Origin of the sequence: Streptomyces sp. ITFR-16, from assembly GCF_031844705.1 — a bacterium.
Taxonomy (GTDB): Bacteria; Actinomycetota; Actinomycetes; order Streptomycetales; family Streptomycetaceae; genus Streptomyces.
In genome coordinates, this window is sequence record NZ_CP134609.1 from 3,743,105 (window position 1) to 3,759,959 (window position 16,855).

Here is a 16,855-nt window from a genome sequence, read left to right on the forward strand (position 1 = left end):
TCGCCGTGTCAGGCGCCCTCCCGGTCGGCGGTGTTCGGCACGTCCGCGTCCGTGTCCCGGCGACGGGCAGCCCGTACCGCGAGCACCAGCAGCACCACGGCCACCACCGCGACGAGCAGCACCGCGTCCGGGACGCGCGCGCCGAGGCCGCCCGCCCACTGCTCGACGGCGAACGACTGGTCCACGTCCAGCAGTCCGGGCAGCGCGGTCGTCCCGTCGTACACCAGGAACAGCACGCCGAGGCCGATGAAGAAGAGCCCCGACAGCAGGGTCGTGGTGTGCAGTTCGAACCGGCCCAGCCGCAGGACCCGGCCGCGCAGCCAGGCCCGGCGCCCCAGCTCGAACCGCTCCCAGAGCAGTGCCAGCACGAACAGCGGTACCGCCATGCCCAGCGCGTAGACGGCCAGCAGCAGTCCCCCGTACGCCGGGCTGCCGCTGACGGCCGCGACGGTCAGGACGCTGCCCAGGATCGGGCCCGCGCAAAAACCGGCCAGGCCGTAGACCGCGCCGAGGGCGTAGACGGACAGCGCCGTCGTGGGGCGGATCCGGCCGCTGAGGGCGGTGATCCGGCGCGAGGCGAATCCCAGCCCGGCGATCTGGGCGGCGCCCAGACCGATGATCAGCCAGCCCGCCGCGAGGACGAGCGCGTCGCGGTGGCCGTAGAAGAACCGTCCGGCGTACGAACCCGCCGCGCCCAGCGGGACGAGTGTGGTCGCCAGACCCGCGTAGAAGATCCCGGTTCGGGCGAGCAGCCGGGAGGCGGAGTCGATGGAGTATGCGAAGAAGGCGGGGAGCAGCAGGGCGCTGCACGGGCTGAGCAGAGCCAGCAGCCCGCCGAGAAGGGCGGCGAAGTAGCCGGTGTCCGCCGTCACTTCGCCGAGCCCTTGTCGTCCCGTCCCGCGCTGCTCCCCGCGCCTGCGGGACCCTTGTCGTCCTTCGCCCGGGCCGCGGCCTGTTCGATGGCCCGGGTGAAGGTCCCGGCGGACTGCGCGCCCGCGATCGGGCGGCCGTTGACCAGGAAGGACGGGGTGGAGGTCGCGCCGATCCCGTACCCCTGCTCCTGGTCGTCGCCCACCGCGGCCGCGGCGGCCGCGCCGTCCGTGTCGGTGGCGAAGCGGTCCAGGTCGGGCACCCCGGCCTGCCGGGCGAGCTCCTTGAGGCGGTCCTTGCCGAACCCCTTCTCCTTGGCGCCCTCGGCGTACGCGGCGCGGTGGAACTCCCAGAAGCGGCCCTGCTGTCCGGCGGCCCAGGAGGCGCGGGCGGCGGCCTCGGACTCGGCGCCGAAGATCGGGAAGTTGCGCCACTCGATGCGCAGGGTGCCGTCGTCCACGTACTTCTTCACCAGGGCGGGTTCGGTGTCCCGGGCGAACTTCGCGCAGTAGCCGCACTTGAAGTCGGCGTACTCGATGAGAACGACGGGTGCGTCCGGGCGGCCCAGGGCCAGCTTGTCGCCCGCGTCGCGGCGGGCGAGTTTCGCCAGCTCGGGGTAGACGCCGGCTTCCGGGTCGGCCGTGACACCGGCGACCACAGGGGAGGAGCCGCCGGGTGCGTCGGGGGCGGTGGCGCGGTAGGAGACGTAGCCGAACAGCGCGGCGGCGACGAGGACTCCGGCGCCGTAGACCAGCGGCTTGCGGGACGGCTTGGAGGACTTCGGGGACTTCGGGGACTTCGGGGACGGCTTGGGCGTGGACATGGGCATGCGGAACTCCGGACCGGTGATGCGGGAGGAAAAGGGGAAGCAGAGGGCCGGCGGGCCGTCTACACCCGCAGTACGGAGAGTTCCACCGGGCCCGGCGCGGCCGCGTCCGGACCGCGCAGGGGCATCGGCGCGGGCGCCCGGACCGGCTCGGGTCCGTTGGCGGCGGGCAGGCCCCATTCGGCGAGGCCGGGCGCCTGGTCGTGGGCCGCGCGGGCCCGGCCCGGGACGGCCGGTTCGGTGCCGTCGCGGCGGTCGCCGCTGCCGCAGCCGGGGACGCCGTCGCCGCCGTCCACCGCGACGGCGGCGACGGGCGCCGGTTCGCGGTCCGGTGCGTCGGCCACCGCCGCGGAAGGTCCGCAGAACAGCCCGAGCACCACCGCGAGCGCCGCCACCAGGCAGCACCACTGCGAACGGGACACGGGCTCGGGCCTTCCGGCAGAGGATGATCAGCTGTCCGGAATGGTACGTGCTGTGACCGTGGCGTCCCCCACCGTGCGGGTCCCGTGACCGAGGCCGCGCGAAATAGGTTCGCCGTTCCTCGGGCCCGGGTGAGATCCTGGGACCCGTATGTCTACTTCCTTCGCCGATCTCCAGTCCCAGCTCGGGCAGCTCTCGCTCCGCGACGCGCACCGGCTCGGCCGCCGCCTCGAAGGCGCGCGACGCATCCGCAAGCCCGAGGCCCAGCAGGCCGTACTGGACGAGATCGCCGCCCAGGCCGGCAAGGCCGCCGGGCGGCTCGCGCAGCGGGCCGGGCGGATGCCCGCTCTGTCGTACCCCGAACAGCTGCCGGTCAGCCAGAAGAAGGACGAGATCCTGGAGGCGATACGCGACCACCAGGTCGTGATCGTCGCCGGTGAGACCGGCTCCGGCAAGACCACCCAGATCCCCAAGATCTGCATGGAGCTTGGCCGGGGCGTCCGGGGCATGATCGGGCACACCCAGCCGCGCCGGATCGCGGCCCGTACGGTGGCCGAGCGGGTCGCCGAGGAGCTGAAGACGCCGCTGGGCGAGGCGGTCGGCTGGAAGGTCCGCTTCACCGACCAGGTCAACCCGGACGCGACCTTCGTCAAGCTGATGACGGACGGCATCCTGCTCGCCGAGATCCAGACGGACCGCGAGCTGCTCGCGTACGACACGATCATCATCGACGAGGCCCACGAGCGGTCGCTGAACATCGACTTCCTGCTCGGCTATCTGGCCCGGCTGCTGCCCAAGCGCCCGGATCTGAAGGTCGTCATCACCTCCGCGACCATCGACCCGGAGCGCTTCGCGCGCCACTTCGGCGAGGCGCCGATCGTCGAGGTCAGCGGGCGCACGTACCCCGTGGAGGTGCGGTACCGCCCCCTGCTGGAAGAGGACAGCGAGGACGCCGACCGCGACCAGATCACCGCGATCTGCGACGCCGTCGACGAGCTCCAGTCCGAGGGGCCCGGCGATGTCCTGGTCTTCCTCTCCGGCGAGCGCGAGATCCGCGACACGGCGGACGCGCTGGGCAAACGCAACCTCAGACATACCGAGGTGCTCCCCCTCTACGCGCGCCTGTCGCACGCCGAGCAGCACCGCGTGTTCCAGCGCCACACGGGACGCAGGATCGTTCTGGCGACCAACGTCGCCGAGACCTCGCTGACCGTCCCCGGCATCAAGTACGTGATCGACCCGGGCACCGCCCGTATCTCCCGCTACAGCCACCGCACCAAGGTCCAGCGGCTGCCGATCGAGCGGATCTCGCAGGCCAGCGCCAACCAGCGCAAGGGCCGCTGCGGCCGTACGTCGGACGGCATCTGCATCCGGCTGTACTCCGAGGACGACTTCCTGACCCGCCCGGAGTTCACGGACCCGGAGATCCTGCGGACGAACCTGGCATCCGTCATCCTCCAGATGACCGCGGCCGGCCTCGGCGACATCGAGAAGTTCCCCTTCATCGACCCGCCGGACCACCGCAACATCCGCGACGGCGTGCAGCTCCTCCAGGAGCTGGGCGCGCTGGAGCAGGAGGAGAAGTCCCCCCGGGAGGGGAAGAAGGGGCAGCGCCTCACCCCGCTGGGCCGGAAGCTCTCCCAGCTGCCCGTCGACCCGCGCCTGGCCCGGATGGTCATCGAGGCCGAGAAGAACGGCTGCGCCCGCGAGGTCATGGTCATCGCAGCGGCGCTCTCCATCCAGGACCCGCGCGAGCGGCCCTCCGAGAAGCAGACGCAGGCCGACCAGCAGCATGCCCGGTTCAAGGACGAGACGTCCGACTTCCTGGCGTTCCTGAATCTGTGGCGCTACATCCGCGAACAGCAGAAGGAGCGCGGCTCCTCCAGCTTCCGCCGGATGTGCAAGCAGGAGTATCTGAACTTCCTGCGGATCCGCGAGTGGCAGGACATCTACGCGCAGCTGCGTACGGTCGCGAAGCAGATGGGCATCGCCGTCGAGGAGCCCAAGGGCGACGAGGGCATCCCGGAACAGGCGGTGCACACCTCGCTGCTGGCCGGTCTGCTGTCGCACATCGGGCTGAAGGACACCGAGAAGAACGAGTATCTGGGTGCGCGCAGCGCCAAGTTCGCGATCTTCCCGGGCTCGGCCCTCTTCAAGAAGCAGCCCCGGTTCGTGATGTCCGCCGAGCTGGTCGAGACGTCCCGGCTGTGGGCACGGGTCAACGCCCGGGTCGAGCCGGAGTGGATCGAACCGCTGGCCGAGCATCTGCTGAAGCGCACCTACAGCGAGCCGCACTGGGAGAAGGACCAGGCGGCGGTGATGGCGTACGAGCGGGTCACGCTGTACGGCGTGCCGATCGTCGCCCAGCGCAAGATCAATTTCGGCCGAATCGACCAGGAGACCTCGCGGGACCTCTTCATCCGCAACGCCCTGGTCGAGGGCGACTGGCGCACGCACCACCAGTTCTTCCACGACAACCGCAAGCTGCTCGGCGAGGTCGAGGAGCTGGAGCACCGCGCCCGGCGCCGCGACATCCTCGTGGACGACGAGACGCTCTTCGACTTCTACGACCAGCGCATCCCGGAACACATCGTCTCCGGCGCGCACTTCGACTCCTGGTGGAAGCACAAACGCCGGGACGAGCCGGACGCGCTCGACTTCGAGCGCTCGATGCTGATCAACGAGAAGGCCGGGGCCGTCACCAAGGACGACTACCCGGACTCCTGGCGGCAGGGGAAGCTCAAGTTCCGGGTGACCTACCAGTTCGAGCCCGGTGCGGACGCCGACGGTGTGACCGTCCACATTCCGCTCCAGGTCCTCAACCAGGTCACGTCCGAGGGCTTCGACTGGCAGATCCCGGGCCTGCGCGAGGAGGTCGTCACGGAGCTGATCCGCTCCCTGCCGAAGCCGGTCCGCCGGCACTACGTCCCCGCGCCGAACTACGCGGACAAGTTCCTGGACCGGGCCGTACCGCTCCAGGAGCCGCTGCCGGTGACGCTGGCCCGCGAGCTCCAGCGGATGGTCGGGGTGCCGGTCACCGCGGACGACTTCGACCTGGGCCGGGTCCCCGACCACCTCAAGATCACCTTCCGGATCGTGGACGAGCGGCGCCGGAAGGTGGCCGAGGACAAGGACCTGGAGGCGCTGAAGATCCAGCTGCGCCCGAAGGCCCGCCAGGCCCTCTCCAAGGCCGCGGCGGCGACTGCGGGGCCGACCGGGGAGTCCATCGAGCGCTCGGGTCTCACGGACTGGACGATCGGCACGCTGAACAAGGTCTTCGAGACCCGCAGGGCCGGCCAGCCGGTCAAGGCGTACCCCGCGCTCGTCGACCAGGGCGAGACCGTGGCCGTACGGCTCTTCGACACCGAGGCCGAGCAGCAGCAGGCGATGTGGCGCGGCACCCGGAAGCTGATCCTGCTGAACATCCCGGTGAACCCGGCGAAGTTCGCCTCGGACAAGCTGACGAACCAGCAGAAGCTGGCCCTGTCCCGCAATCCGCACGGCTCCGTCCAGGCGCTGTTCGACGACTGCGCGACGGCGGCCGCCGACCGGCTGATCGCGGCGCACGGCGGCCCCGCCTGGGACGAGGCGTCGTTCCGGAAGCTGTACGACAAGGTACGCGCCGACCTGGTGGACCTGACCGTCCGCACGATCGGCCAGGTCCAGCAGATCCTGGCGGCCTGGCAGGCGTGCGAGCGCCGGCTGAAGGCCACCAACAGCCTGGTCCTGATCAACAACGTCACGGACGTACGCGACCATCTCGCCCGCCTCGTGCCGCCCGGGTTCGTCACCCTGACCGGGCTGCGCAGGCTGCCCGACCTGATGCGCTACCTGGTCGCGGAGGACCGCCGGCTCCAGCAGATGCCGACCAACGTCCAGCGCGACACCACGCGCATGGAGAAGGTCCACGAGATGCAGGACGAGTACGCCTGGCTGCTGGAGCAGCTGCCGCGGGGCAGGCCCGTCCCGCAGGAGGTGCTGGACATCCGCTGGATGATCGAGGAGCTGCGGGTCAGCTATTTCGCGCACGCCCTGGGCACCGCGTTCCCCGTCTCCGACAAGCGGATCGTGAAGGCGATCGACGCCGCCGCCCCGTAGCCGGCGGGGCGGCGGGCGGGTGACGGTGCCACCACCAGGAGTGAGGTCGACCGCACCCGCTGACCTCCTGTACAGTCTGTCTTCGCAGGCAGCCGCGAGGCCGCCGCGAAAACCTGGTCCTGTGGAGCAGTTTGGAGTGCTCGCCACCCTGTCAAGGTGGAGGCCGCGGGTTCAAATCCCGTCAGGACCGCAGTAGCGAAAGCCCGGATCCCCTGGATCCGGGCTTTCGCGCGTCTTGACTCCGGTGCCGGCGGACGAGTACTCAGAAACCAGGGGCTGCCCCCGGTTTCCGAGGGGCGGGGCGGAGCGCATCCACCGGGAGGTGGCGCGGATGACGGCATCCACGGACGAGGGGTTCCGGTCGGAACGGCCCGACTCCCGCGAACCGGGGCGGGAGCGCGCGAGAGCACCCCGGCACGAGATCCGCGCACTGCTGCGGGCCCATCTCGCCGCCGCCACCGGCTATCGCCACCTCACCCGGCACTGCGCGGTCTGCGCCCGGTTGCTGCGGCTCGCGATGGAGCCTGCGGCGGCTTCCCGGGGCGTGCCTGTGGAGCCCGTACCGGGCCTCCGCGACGCAGAACCGTCCGATGAGCCGTCCCGCCCGGCAGAGCCGCCCACAGGGCGCCGGGAAGGCGCCTTACCGCCACCGGGACCGGGGCCGTCGAGGGCGCCCGGACGGCCGTCCGGGGCCGAGGACGAAAGTCCCCCCGCCGCGTGACCAATGGCGCCACCGTCCGCCTCCTTGCAGTGGCAGGCTCGTAGTTGGCAACACCCATGCCGTGTGACGGGTGTCACTCAATCAGTTTTGAGAAGGGGTGACTTTACACCCTTCCTACAACTGGCGAATTTAATATGTGCAATTGCACCCCTCGGAAGGGGCCTGCCGCCGCCTCCCCGAAACACCCCGGAACGGCCTCCCCGGGGCCGCGGAGGCACAGTCCCGCACAGACCCGAGCAACCCCGCACGGAGCCGCACGGAGCGGCCCGGAGTCCCTCGGAGCGGACCGGACGCCCGGTTTCCGACAGGACGGGCGCCACGGGGCCCAGGAAGCCCGTACGGGCCGCCGGGCGCCCGCAGGGACGCACAGAGGGCGCCGACAGGCCAACCGGCACGCCGTGAGCGCACAAAAAAGATCGCGCTGGACCCGGCGGAGTCCAGCGCGATCCGATGACAACACCCGTATGGCACAGGTATGGCGCCCGTTGGGGCGGGCGCCCGTCATATGGAGCTATGGGTGGGCGATTCGGGTTGGGGGACCCAAAAGCCCAGTTGTGACGCGGCGACAGGGGTATGTCAGGCCTCGCTGCGCTGCTGCGGAATACCCGCAAGCAGTGCGCGGACCTCTGCCTCGCGGTACCGGCGATGTCCACCGAGCGTGCGGATGGACGTGAGCTTGCCGGCCTTGGCCCAACGGGTAACCGTCTTCGGGTCCACGCGGAACATCGTGGCAACCTCAGCCGGGGTCAGCAGCGGCTCGGCATCAGGGGTGCGAGCGGTCATGAGCGGCCTCCTCGGGAGAACCGAACCATCTCGGTTCTTTCCTCTAAATTCTGCACCTTGACCCGCGTTGCCCGAAATGGCGGACGCGGGCCGAGTCGGTTATAGGACGAACGGCTTGTCCTCGGCACTACAACTACACCATCCGTCCAGCCACGTCGGCCAAACCGATGGAATTGCCCTCCCAGGTGTTCATCAGCGACGGAAGCCGATGGACCATGCCATAGCGGACAGTCACACCACCGTGACGATCAGTCACAGAGCGATCAGGAGTCATCAGACCCCCCATAGCGTGCAATGCTGAGCATTCCGCCCATACTTGGACGGATGGAGTCCTCCCCGGACTCCTTGTCCTATTTTGGCACGAGGAGTAGGGAAGGACGCAAGGGCCCCGTAAGTGCTATCCATCACGCTTGAGGCAAAGGCCCGGTTCGGGACGTAGGTCCTGAGACCACCGGAGTACGCTTCCGCCCCTTCACCCTCACGTGTCACACAGGACGCAGGTTCATGGTCGATCAGTTCGCGAACTGACGATCTCTTACGGCTTTCCATCGCTCCGCGAGCCGGGTGTAGGCCGCGCTCGCGCTCTCGGCGTCCCCCGCGCGCAGCGCGGCGATGCCCTCGGCGACATCGGCGGCGCTCCGGTCCTCCTCGAGCCGCTCCGCCGGCAGCGCGTGCACCAGGCCGCCGTAGTCCAGCTCGACGAGCGCGCGCGGGTGGAACTCCTCCAGCCACCGCCCGACGTCCACCAGCCCCTCGGTCAGCGGACCGTCCTCCATGGTCTCCCGCAGCGTCTTCAGCGACCGGGCCAGCCGGCGGCGCGCCTGGACCATCGGCGTCCGGTAGCGCATGACGGGCGGCGCCCCGTCCTCCCCCGCCGCCAGGTACTCCCGCTCCTCGTCCGAGAAGAGGACGAACCAGCGGACCGGCACCTGCCAGACCGCCGTCCTGATCCACGGCCGGGCGTCCGGATTGCGCTCCGCCCACCGCTCGTGGTCGGCCAGCGCCTGGCCGCGCACCACCGGCGGCAGCACCGCGTCGAGCACCGACGCGGGAAACACGTCGGTCAGCCCGTCCAGGGCCAGCCAGCCGCGCAGCCGGGTCCGCCACGGACAGACGCAGACCACGCCGTCGGCCTCGGCGACGAACGCGTCGGCGCTCTCGTGGGCCGGCACCCCGACCGGCGGGGTCGCCGCCAAGTCCGCCAGCGAGCGCCGCAGTTCGTCCTGGGCCGTGGGGATCGAATCCCGGGCTGCGTACCGCGCCCAGTGGGCGCGCTCGGCCTCCGGGAAGGCCGCCAGTGGCTCGTAGACCCGGAGGTAGGACGCGTAAGGGACGAGCACCGAAGACACCACCGACATGCAGTGATCGTGTCACGCCCGTACTCCCGTAGGGGGTGATCCTCGGCACTGGCACGGATCCGTGCCCGCGGAGGACTTACGCTCTTGCCCGTCGGACCGTCCGAGCCGGTCGGTCCGGGGCCCTCCCCACCTTCAGGAGGGTCTCTTCGCCGCTTCGTACTTGGGAGTCACCACAGTGACCGATGTGACCGGCGTGCCTGTCGATGTACTACACACCCTGTTCCACTCGGACCAGGGCGGCCACGAGCAGGTAGTGCTCTGCCAGGACCGTGCCAGCGGCCTCAAGGCCGTGATCGCCCTCCACTCCACCGCCCTGGGCCCGGCCCTCGGCGGCACCCGCTTCTACCCGTACGCCTCCGAGCAGGAGGCCGTCGCGGACGCGCTGAACCTGGCGCGCGGCATGTCGTACAAGAACGCCCTGGCCGGCCTGGACCACGGTGGCGGCAAGGCCGTCATCATCGGCGACCCGGAGCAGCTCAAGAGCGAGGAACTGCTGCTGGCCTACGGCCGGTTCGTGGCCTCCCTCGGCGGCCGCTACGTGACGGCCTGCGATGTCGGCACGTACGTCGCCGACATGGACGTCGTGGCCCGCGAGTGCCGCTGGACCACCGGCCGCTCCCCCGAGAACGGCGGCGCCGGCGACTCCTCGGTGCTCACCGCCTTCGGTGTCTTCCAGGGCATGCGCGCCTCGGCCCAGCACCTGTGGGGCGACCCGACGCTGCGTGGCCGAAAAGTGGCGGTCGCGGGCGTCGGCAAGGTCGGCCACCACCTCGTCGAGCATCTGCTCTCGGACGGCGCCGAGGTCGTGATCACCGATGTACGGGCCGACTCCGTGCGCCGGATCACCGACCTGCACCCCGAGGTCGCCGTGGCGGCGGACACCGAGGCACTGATCCGCACGGAGGGGCTCGACATCTACGCCCCCTGCGCGCTGGGCGGCGCCCTCAACGACGACACCGTGCCGGTGCTCACCGCCGCGGTGGTGTGCGGAGCGGCCAACAACCAGCTCGCGCACCCGGGCGTCGAGAAGGACCTCGCGGACCGCTCGATCCTGTACGCGCCCGACTACGTGGTGAACGCGGGCGGGGTCATCCAGGTCGCGGACGAGCTGCACGGCTTCGACTTCGACCGGTGCAAGGCGAAGGCGGCGAAGATCTTCGACACGACGCTGGCCATATTCGCACGTGCGAAGGAAGACGGCATTCCGCCGGCCGCCGCGGCCGACCGGATCGCCGAGCAGCGGATGGCCGAGGCCCGCCGCCGCTGACCGCGCGGAGGCCCCTGACCGGGGCTTCCGTGCGCACGGCACGCCCGTACCCGCCGACCGGCGAGACAAGACTCACGCCGGTCGGCGGGTCGCGCGCCAATAAGAGGTTAAAATCGCAGTTGACCAGCGAGGACGGAGCTCTTCGCGGGTCCTCTTCCGGGGCACGTGATGCGGGCGGCGTACCGTATGGCCGCGGAAGCAGGTACCGTTAAAGCTCTACAGGCACGGTCTCTCTGCCGAGAGTCCGTCCTGAAACATGAACGCGTGTCAAGACTCTGGGGCCGTCGAGCCCCGTCACCGAGGGGGTCGAGCCATGGGGCGCGGCCGGGCAAAGGCCAAGCAGACAAAGGTCGCCCGCCAGCTGAAGTACAGCAGCGGCGGGACTGACCTGTCGCGTCTGGCCAATGAGCTGGGCGCATCGCCTTCGAGTCAGCCACCGAACGCAGAGCCGTTCGAGGACGACGACGAGGAAGATGACCCGTACGCACAGTACGCGGATCTGTACAACGACGACGATGACGAGGACGAGGACGACCAGTCCGGTCCGTCGTCACAGCGCCGCGGCGCTTGACCTCGCGCTGACACATCAACCCGGTCCGGGCCTGCCCCGGACCGGGTTCTGTGCTGTCCCGATCCGGAATGCCGCCCGGTGCACGCGGTGCGTGCCCGAGTGGTGCCGCATCGGCGTGCGACTACACCGAGCACCCGCCGGGCCGGTCGCACGCGGCGCGCGCACCCGCGTAACCGCCGGCCCGTGCGCCTGCGTACCGCTGCTCAGCGCGCGTACCCGCCCACGAGCTCCGCGCCCGTCGTGTGCGCGCCCCGGTCGGTGATCTCGCCGGCGACCCAGGAGTCGACGCCCCGGTCGGCCAGGGTGGTGAGCGCGGCGTCCACGGATTCCTCCGGGACGATCGCGATCATGCCGACGCCCATGTTGAGCGTCTTCTCCAGCTCCAGCTGCTCGACCTGACCGGCCTTGCCCACGAGGTCGAAGACCGCGCCGGGGGTCCAGGTGGAGCGGTCCACCGTGGCGTGCAGGGTGTCCGGGATGACCCGGGCCAGGTTGTTGGCCAGTCCGCCGCCGGTGACATGGCTGAAGCCGTGCACCTCGGTCGTACGGGTGAGCGACAGGCAGTCCAGCGAGTAGATCCGGGTGGGCTCGAGCAGCTCCTCGCCGAGCGTCCGGCCGAACTCCTCCACCTGGCGGTCCAGCGTCCAGCCGGCCCGGTCGAAGACGACGTGGCGGACGAGCGAGTACCCGTTCGAGTGAAGACCCGACGACGCCATGGCGATGACCGCGTCACCCTTGCGGATACGGTCGGGGCCCAGCAGGCGGTCGGCCTCGACCACACCCGTACCGGCGCCGGCGACGTCGAAGTCGTCCGCGCCGAGCAGTCCGGGGTGCTCGGCGGTCTCGCCGCCGACCAGGGCGCAGCCGGCCAGCACACAGCCTTCGGCGATGCCCTTCACGATGGCCGCGACGCGCTCGGGGTGCACCTTGCCGACGCAGATGTAGTCGGTCATGAAGAGCGGCTCGGCGCCGCAGACGACGAGGTCGTCCACGACCATGCCGACGAGGTCGTGGCCGATGGTGTCGTACACGCCCATCTGGCGGGCGAGGTCGACCTTCGTACCGACGCCGTCCGTGGCGGAGGCGAGCAGCGGGCGCTCGTAGCGCTTGAGCGCCGAGGCGTCGAAGAGGCCGGCGAAGCCGCCGAGACCACCGAGGCCCGCGACCTCGGGGCGCTGCGTCTTCTTCACCCACTCCTTCATCAGCTCTACGGCGCGGTCGCCGGCCTCGATGTCGACGCCCGCTGCCGCGTAGGAAGCACCTGTTGTCTCAGACATTGCCTGGGATCTTTCGTGTGGAAATACGGGGCTGGTGGGAAGGCTGCCGGACCGTCCGGGTCACGGACGGCGCAGCGCGTCGGCCGCGGCGGTCGCCGCAGGGCCGGCCGCCAGCTCGGTCTCCAGCAGCTGCTTGCCGAGCAGCTCCGGGTCCGGAAGCTCCATCGGGTACTCCCCGTCGAAGCAGGCGCGGCACAGGTTCGGCTTGTCGATCGTCGTCGCCTCGATCATCGAGTCGATCGAGATGTACGAGAGCGAGTCGGCCCCCATCGACGTGGCGATCTCGTCGACGGACATGCCGTTGGCGATCAGCTCGGCGCGGGTCGCGAAGTCGATGCCGAAGAAGCAGGGCCACTTCACCGGCGGGGAGGAGATCCGGATGTGGATCTCGGCGGCGCCGGCCTCGCGGAGCATCCGGACCAGTGCGCGCTGGGTGTTGCCGCGGACGATCGAGTCGTCGACGACCACCAGGCGCTTGCCCTTGATGACTTCCTTGAGGGGGTTCAGCTTGAGGCGGATGCCCAGCTGGCGAATGGTCTGGGACGGCTGGATGAAGGTCCGGCCGACATACGCGTTCTTCACCAGTCCGGCGCCGAACGGGATGCCGCTGGCCTCCGCGTAGCCGATGGCGGCCGGGGTGCCGGACTCCGGCGTCGCTATGACCAGATCGGCCTCGACGGGGGCCTCGACGGCCAGCTTGCGGCCCATCTCGACCCGGGAGAGGTAGACGTTGCGCCCGGCGATATCGGTGTCGGGGCGGGCCAGGTAGACGTACTCGAAGACACAGCCCTTGGGCTTCGCTTCTGCGAAGCGCGAGGTGCGCAGACCGTTCTCGTCGATGGCGACGAGCTCGCCCGGCTCGATCTCGCGGACGAAGCTGGCGCCGCAGATGTCGAGGGCGGCGGACTCGGAGGCCACCACCCAGCCACGCTCCAGACGGCCGAGCACCAGCGGGCGGATGCCCTGCGGGTCACGGGCGGCGTAGAGGGTGTGCTCGTCCATGAAGACGAGGGAGAAGGCGCCCTTCACCTCGGGAAGCACCTGTGTGGCGGCCTCCTCGATGGTGAGCGGCTTGCCGTCCTCGTCCGTCTGGCCGGCGAGCAGCGCGGTCACCAGATCGGTGTCGTTGGTCGCGGCGACCTGGGTCGCACGGCCGTCCTTGCGCGGGAGGTCGGCGACCATCTCGGCGAGCTGGGCGGTGTTGACCAGGTTCCCGTTGTGACCCAGGGCGATCGAGCCGTGCGCGGTCGCACGGAACGTCGGCTGGGCGTTCTCCCACACCGAGGCACCGGTGGTGGAGTAGCGGGCATGACCGACCGCGATATGGCCCTGGAGCGATCCCAGGGACGTTTCGTCGAAGACCTGCGAGACCAGTCCCATGTCCTTGAAGACCAGGATCTGGGACCCGTTGCTCACTGCGATGCCCGCGGACTCCTGTCCACGGTGCTGCAGGGCATACAGTCCGAAATAGGTGAGCTTGGCGACCTCTTCGCCGGGAGCCCAGACACCGAAGACGCCGCAAGCGTCCTGGGGGCCTTTCTCTCCGGGGAGCAGGTCGTGGTTGAGTCGTCCATCACCACGAGGCACGCCACCGAGTGTAGGCGAGATCGACCACTGGTCCGAATTGGGGATACCCCGGCGGAGCACCGGGGGAGCGCCCTCGCCGCCGCCTCCGGAAGCCTTCCGCGCGATCACGCGGAGTGATCATGGCCGTGGAGCCGGGCGTCTCGGGCAGCCGTCGGCGGGCGGCCGGGAGGCGGTCGGGAAGCGGTCATCGCCCGGATCACCGGCGGATTGACGACAGGTTCCGGCCACGTGACCCCTCGGACCGCCGGACCGGTTCGTGGCACTCCGTGAGGCGGCTCGGGGCTCCTCCGCACGAGCTGGCCGAACGCTCGTTTCGTGGCGAGCCTCACACCGCCACGTCCGGTATGCGGCATGTGGGAGGGGCGGGGGTGGGTCGTGTGCCCGGCGTCATCCGTCGGCTGCCGAGGCGCCGAGTCCCTTGGTGTCGCCGTCGGCGGTGCCGCTGGTGGCCCCCGCCGCGGTGAGGGTCAGGGTGCGCTGATCGATCCCGTACGTCGTCCGCTTGCCGTCGATCACCGCGAGCACGGCCCGCTCCAGCTTCATCTCGGGGTCCTTGCAGACCTTCCGGGTGGCGGTGACCGGGCCGAAGGTGATGGTGGATCCGGAGACGGCCGCCTTGCCGCGGAAGCTGTTGCAGCCGAGGGTGCCGTGGACCGTGCCGTCCCTGCCGAAGGCGAGGCGGGCCTTGTTCTCCGTACCGGTGGGCAGCGAGGACGCGGAGTTGCCGGAGACCAGGATGGTGACCCTCCAGTCCGTGCCGGCGAGCGGGACCGGCCGCCGTGCGGTGAGGGTGATGGTGTCGCCCTTCGCCGTGGTCAGCGTGAGGGTCCTCTTCGCAATGGAGGCGGTGAGCCTGCCGCTGAAGGCGCGGGACATGAGGGTCTCGAACCGCTGGACGTCCGTCTCGCAGCCCATCTGGGTGGTCGTCCCGGCCCCTACGGTGAGGGTGTCGCCCTCGATCCGGGCGTCGGCCGTGAACCGGTTGCAGCCGTAGCTTCCGCTCGCCCGGCCCTTGGCGTCGATCTGGACATGGGCGCCTTCCGGAGCCTCGGTCCGTTTGCCGCCGACCGTCACCGAGTCGACGCTCCAGCGGACGTCGGTGAGGGACGGGGTGGTCTGCACGGTGCCGCTGTCGCCGGGGGTACCGGACCGGGAACCCGAACCGGAACCCGACTCCGTGCCACAGGCGGCAAGGGAGAGGAGGGCCAGGACGCTGACAGCAATACGGTGTCGGTGCATGGCAATGAGACGGTCGGCACCGGCGATCCGGTTCCAGCTCGCCTTCGACGTCATCCCGTCGGCCCCCTCATCCCCTCGGCCCTCGCCCCGCCGGCCCCCTCATCCTGTCGCGGTCTCATCCCATCAGGCCGTCAACCCATCAGGCCATCAAAGGGAGCAGCGCGGCGAGATCCGCCCGCTCCCCACTGGCGCTGACCTTGGCCGCGTCGATCTCCTGCACCCACCCGGTGCGCCCGGTCGCCAGCCGGATCCAGGTGAGCGGATCGGTCTCGACGACGTTGGGCGGCGTGCCACGGGTGTGCCGGGGCCCCTGGACGCACTGGACGACCGCGAACGGCGGGACCCTCACCTCCACCGAGCCGCCCGGCGCCTTCTCCGCCAGCGCGTCGGCCAGCAGCCGCGTGCAGGCCGCGAGCGCCTGCCGGTCGTACGGGATGCCGAGCCCGACGGCCTCGTTCAGGTCGTACGTGTGGACCACGAGCTCCACGGTCCGGGTGACCAGGAAATCGCCGAGCCGCATCGCGCCGACCCGGGTCGCCAGCAGCCGGTCCTCGGGGGCGCCGGGCACCAGCCCCTCGAAACGGGCGGCGACCTCCCCGTAGAGCCCGTCCAGGTCGGGGTGGTCGGCAGCCGACGCCGCGGTGTCGTCCGCGATCCGGGCGGCCCGGGCCGCCGTGGTGAAGGGCCACTCCAGGAGCGTGACCTCCGGCTTGGCCAGGGCCGGCTCGGGCAGCTCCAGGGTCCGGGTGACGTGCGAGAGCGCCATCGTCACGTGAACGGCGAGCTCGCGCGCCGTCCACTCCCCGAGCCCGCTGGGCCCGTCGAGCTGCTGGGGCGTCAGGGCGCGCACGGCTTCCCGGACATGGGCGAACTGCGCCAGGACCGCCGTGCGGATCCTGACCGGGTCATAGCGCCGGGCGCGCTTCTGGGACGGCGGCATGCTGGGGAGCCTACGACGTGCCACTGACAGGGCGCCCCGCCGGACAGCGGCACGACGAGGGAGAGCAGGAGAAGGAGCGGGAGCCTGGGAGGGGCCCGGAGAGGGGGCCGGGGAGAAGGGGGCCGGGGAGAGAGAGGGGGGGCCGGGAACGCCGGGAACGGTGGAGGTTCAGCTTCGTTTGGCGTAGTCGCCCAGGCCCTTTTCGAGCAGGTCGAATCCCCGGCCGGCCAGCGCCACGGCATCCGCCGCGATCGCATCGGCCGATTCCCCCGCCAGCAGGCGCCGATGGTTCTCGGTGATCAGGGCGTTGCGCGTACCGAGCGTCTGGGCGGCCACAATGCGCGCGATAGCGGGCTCCTCCCCCTCCTCGACCAGGACGTCGGTGAGCTGGTCGAAGGTGCGGACGAAGAAGGCGTGAGCACGGGTGAGCAGCGCCGGGGTCTCCTGGATCAGCCGGATCAGCCCGAGCGCCACCTCGGAGTCGCTCATGCCCACCGCTGGGTCCCGGTTCTCGACGGCCTCCAGGAACTGCCGCCGCATCGCGGCCACCGGGGATTCGCCGGGGGCCCGGTCCCGCACCACCTGGGACACATCACCGATGTGCTCCTCCATGGGCGTGAAGACCAGGTCCTCCTTGCTGTCGAAGTAGTTGAAGACGGTCATCTTCGACACATCGGCCGCTTCGGCGATCTCCGCGACCGAGACCTGATCGAACCCGCGCTCCGTGAAGAGCTTCGTGGCCTCCGCCAGCAGACGGCGTCGCGTCTGGATCTTCTTGCGCTCGCGCAGGCCCATCCCCTCGGTCATGGCATGACTGTACCAGGATGAAACTTAATCCCGGACGAAAACTTGACTGGGTACATCTTTGCCGGGACAGTGAGGAGGCCGGCACAGGCGA

The 16,855-nt window shown here is 70.4% G+C and carries 14 protein-coding genes and 1 tRNA gene; 5 read left to right on the forward strand and 10 right to left on the reverse strand.

Going from position 1 to position 16,855, the window contains the following annotated elements; translation table 11 throughout:
- Window positions 1-8 precede the first annotated feature (8 nt).
- Genes RLT58_RS16660 through RLT58_RS16670 form a run of 3 tightly spaced genes read right to left on the reverse strand, consistent with a single transcriptional unit; the run spans window position 9 to window position 2,118 of the window.
- On the reverse strand, window positions 9-872 hold the full coding sequence (locus tag RLT58_RS16660) for a cytochrome c biogenesis CcdA family protein (protein ID WP_311311175.1): 864 nt from the start codon (window positions 870-872) through the stop codon (window positions 9-11).
- Window positions 869-1,699, reverse strand: a complete 831-nt coding sequence (locus RLT58_RS16665; protein ID WP_399131637.1) for a DsbA family protein — start codon at window positions 1,697-1,699, stop codon at window positions 869-871. Before RLT58_RS16665 ends, RLT58_RS16660 begins: the two co-directional genes overlap by 4 nt.
- Window positions 1,700-1,758: 59 nt before the next feature.
- Window positions 1,759-2,118 (reverse strand): hypothetical protein, encoded by a 360-nt coding sequence (locus RLT58_RS16670; RefSeq protein ID WP_311311176.1) that lies wholly within the window; start codon window positions 2,116-2,118, stop codon window positions 1,759-1,761.
- Between the two features lie 148 nt (window positions 2,119-2,266).
- Here RLT58_RS16670 and hrpA point away from each other — a divergent pair, with 148 nt between their 5' ends.
- The 3 genes from hrpA to RLT58_RS16685 all read left to right on the forward strand — a co-directional run bounded on the left by hrpA (window position 2,267) and on the right by RLT58_RS16685 (window position 6,935).
- Window positions 2,267-6,214, forward strand: a complete 3,948-nt coding sequence (gene hrpA / locus RLT58_RS16675; RefSeq protein ID WP_311311177.1) for an ATP-dependent RNA helicase HrpA — start codon at window positions 2,267-2,269, stop codon at window positions 6,212-6,214.
- Between the two features lie 115 nt (window positions 6,215-6,329).
- Window positions 6,330-6,404, forward strand: a tRNA-Asp gene (locus RLT58_RS16680).
- A 141-nt stretch (window positions 6,405-6,545) separates the two neighbouring features.
- Window positions 6,546-6,935, forward strand: a complete 390-nt coding sequence (locus tag RLT58_RS16685; RefSeq protein ID WP_311311178.1) for a DUF6274 family protein — start codon at window positions 6,546-6,548, stop codon at window positions 6,933-6,935.
- A gap of 576 nt (window positions 6,936-7,511) precedes the next feature.
- Here RLT58_RS16685 and bldC read toward each other — a convergent pair.
- Together bldC and RLT58_RS16695 are read right to left on the reverse strand one after the other, a co-directional pair.
- On the reverse strand, window positions 7,512-7,718 hold the full coding sequence (gene bldC / locus RLT58_RS16690; RefSeq protein WP_003949541.1) for a developmental transcriptional regulator BldC: 207 nt from the start codon (window positions 7,716-7,718) through the stop codon (window positions 7,512-7,514).
- A gap of 512 nt (window positions 7,719-8,230) precedes the next feature.
- Window positions 8,231-9,076, reverse strand: a complete 846-nt coding sequence (locus RLT58_RS16695; protein WP_311311179.1) for a DUF8083 family protein — start codon at window positions 9,074-9,076, stop codon at window positions 8,231-8,233.
- 175 nt (window positions 9,077-9,251) lie between these two features.
- Here RLT58_RS16695 and RLT58_RS16700 point away from each other — a divergent pair, with 175 nt between their 5' ends.
- Both RLT58_RS16700 and RLT58_RS16705 read left to right on the forward strand, forming a co-directional pair.
- Window positions 9,252-10,343: a Leu/Phe/Val dehydrogenase gene (locus RLT58_RS16700; RefSeq protein ID WP_311311180.1), complete on the forward strand. Its 1,092-nt coding sequence runs from the start codon at window positions 9,252-9,254 to the stop codon at window positions 10,341-10,343.
- Window positions 10,344-10,656: 313 nt separating this feature from the next.
- The gene (locus RLT58_RS16705) at window positions 10,657-10,914 is read left to right on the forward strand and encodes a DUF3073 domain-containing protein (RefSeq protein WP_030979949.1); all 258 of its coding nucleotides are present in this window, start codon (window positions 10,657-10,659) and stop codon (window positions 10,912-10,914) included.
- Between the two features lie 203 nt (window positions 10,915-11,117).
- On the opposite strand, the gene purM is transcribed toward RLT58_RS16705, so the two are convergent.
- From purM to RLT58_RS16730, 5 genes are all read right to left on the reverse strand, one after another.
- Complete coding sequence (gene purM / locus RLT58_RS16710; protein ID WP_311311181.1) at window positions 11,118-12,191, reverse strand: phosphoribosylformylglycinamidine cyclo-ligase; 1,074 nt, start codon at window positions 12,189-12,191, stop codon at window positions 11,118-11,120.
- 60 nt (window positions 12,192-12,251) lie between these two features.
- Complete coding sequence (gene purF / locus RLT58_RS16715) at window positions 12,252-13,778, reverse strand: amidophosphoribosyltransferase (RefSeq protein WP_311311182.1); 1,527 nt, start codon at window positions 13,776-13,778, stop codon at window positions 12,252-12,254.
- Window positions 13,779-14,165: 387 nt separating this feature from the next.
- Window positions 14,166-15,017, reverse strand: a complete 852-nt coding sequence (locus tag RLT58_RS16720) for an META domain-containing protein (RefSeq protein ID WP_399131901.1) — start codon at window positions 15,015-15,017, stop codon at window positions 14,166-14,168.
- Between the two features lie 139 nt (window positions 15,018-15,156).
- Window positions 15,157-15,957, reverse strand: coding sequence for a maleylpyruvate isomerase family mycothiol-dependent enzyme (locus RLT58_RS16725; protein ID WP_311311184.1), 801 nt, complete (start codon window positions 15,955-15,957; stop codon window positions 15,157-15,159).
- Window positions 15,958-16,125: 168 nt separating this feature from the next.
- Complete coding sequence (locus RLT58_RS16730) at window positions 16,126-16,764, reverse strand: TetR/AcrR family transcriptional regulator (protein ID WP_311311185.1); 639 nt, start codon at window positions 16,762-16,764, stop codon at window positions 16,126-16,128.
- Window positions 16,765-16,855: the final 91 nt, after the last annotated feature.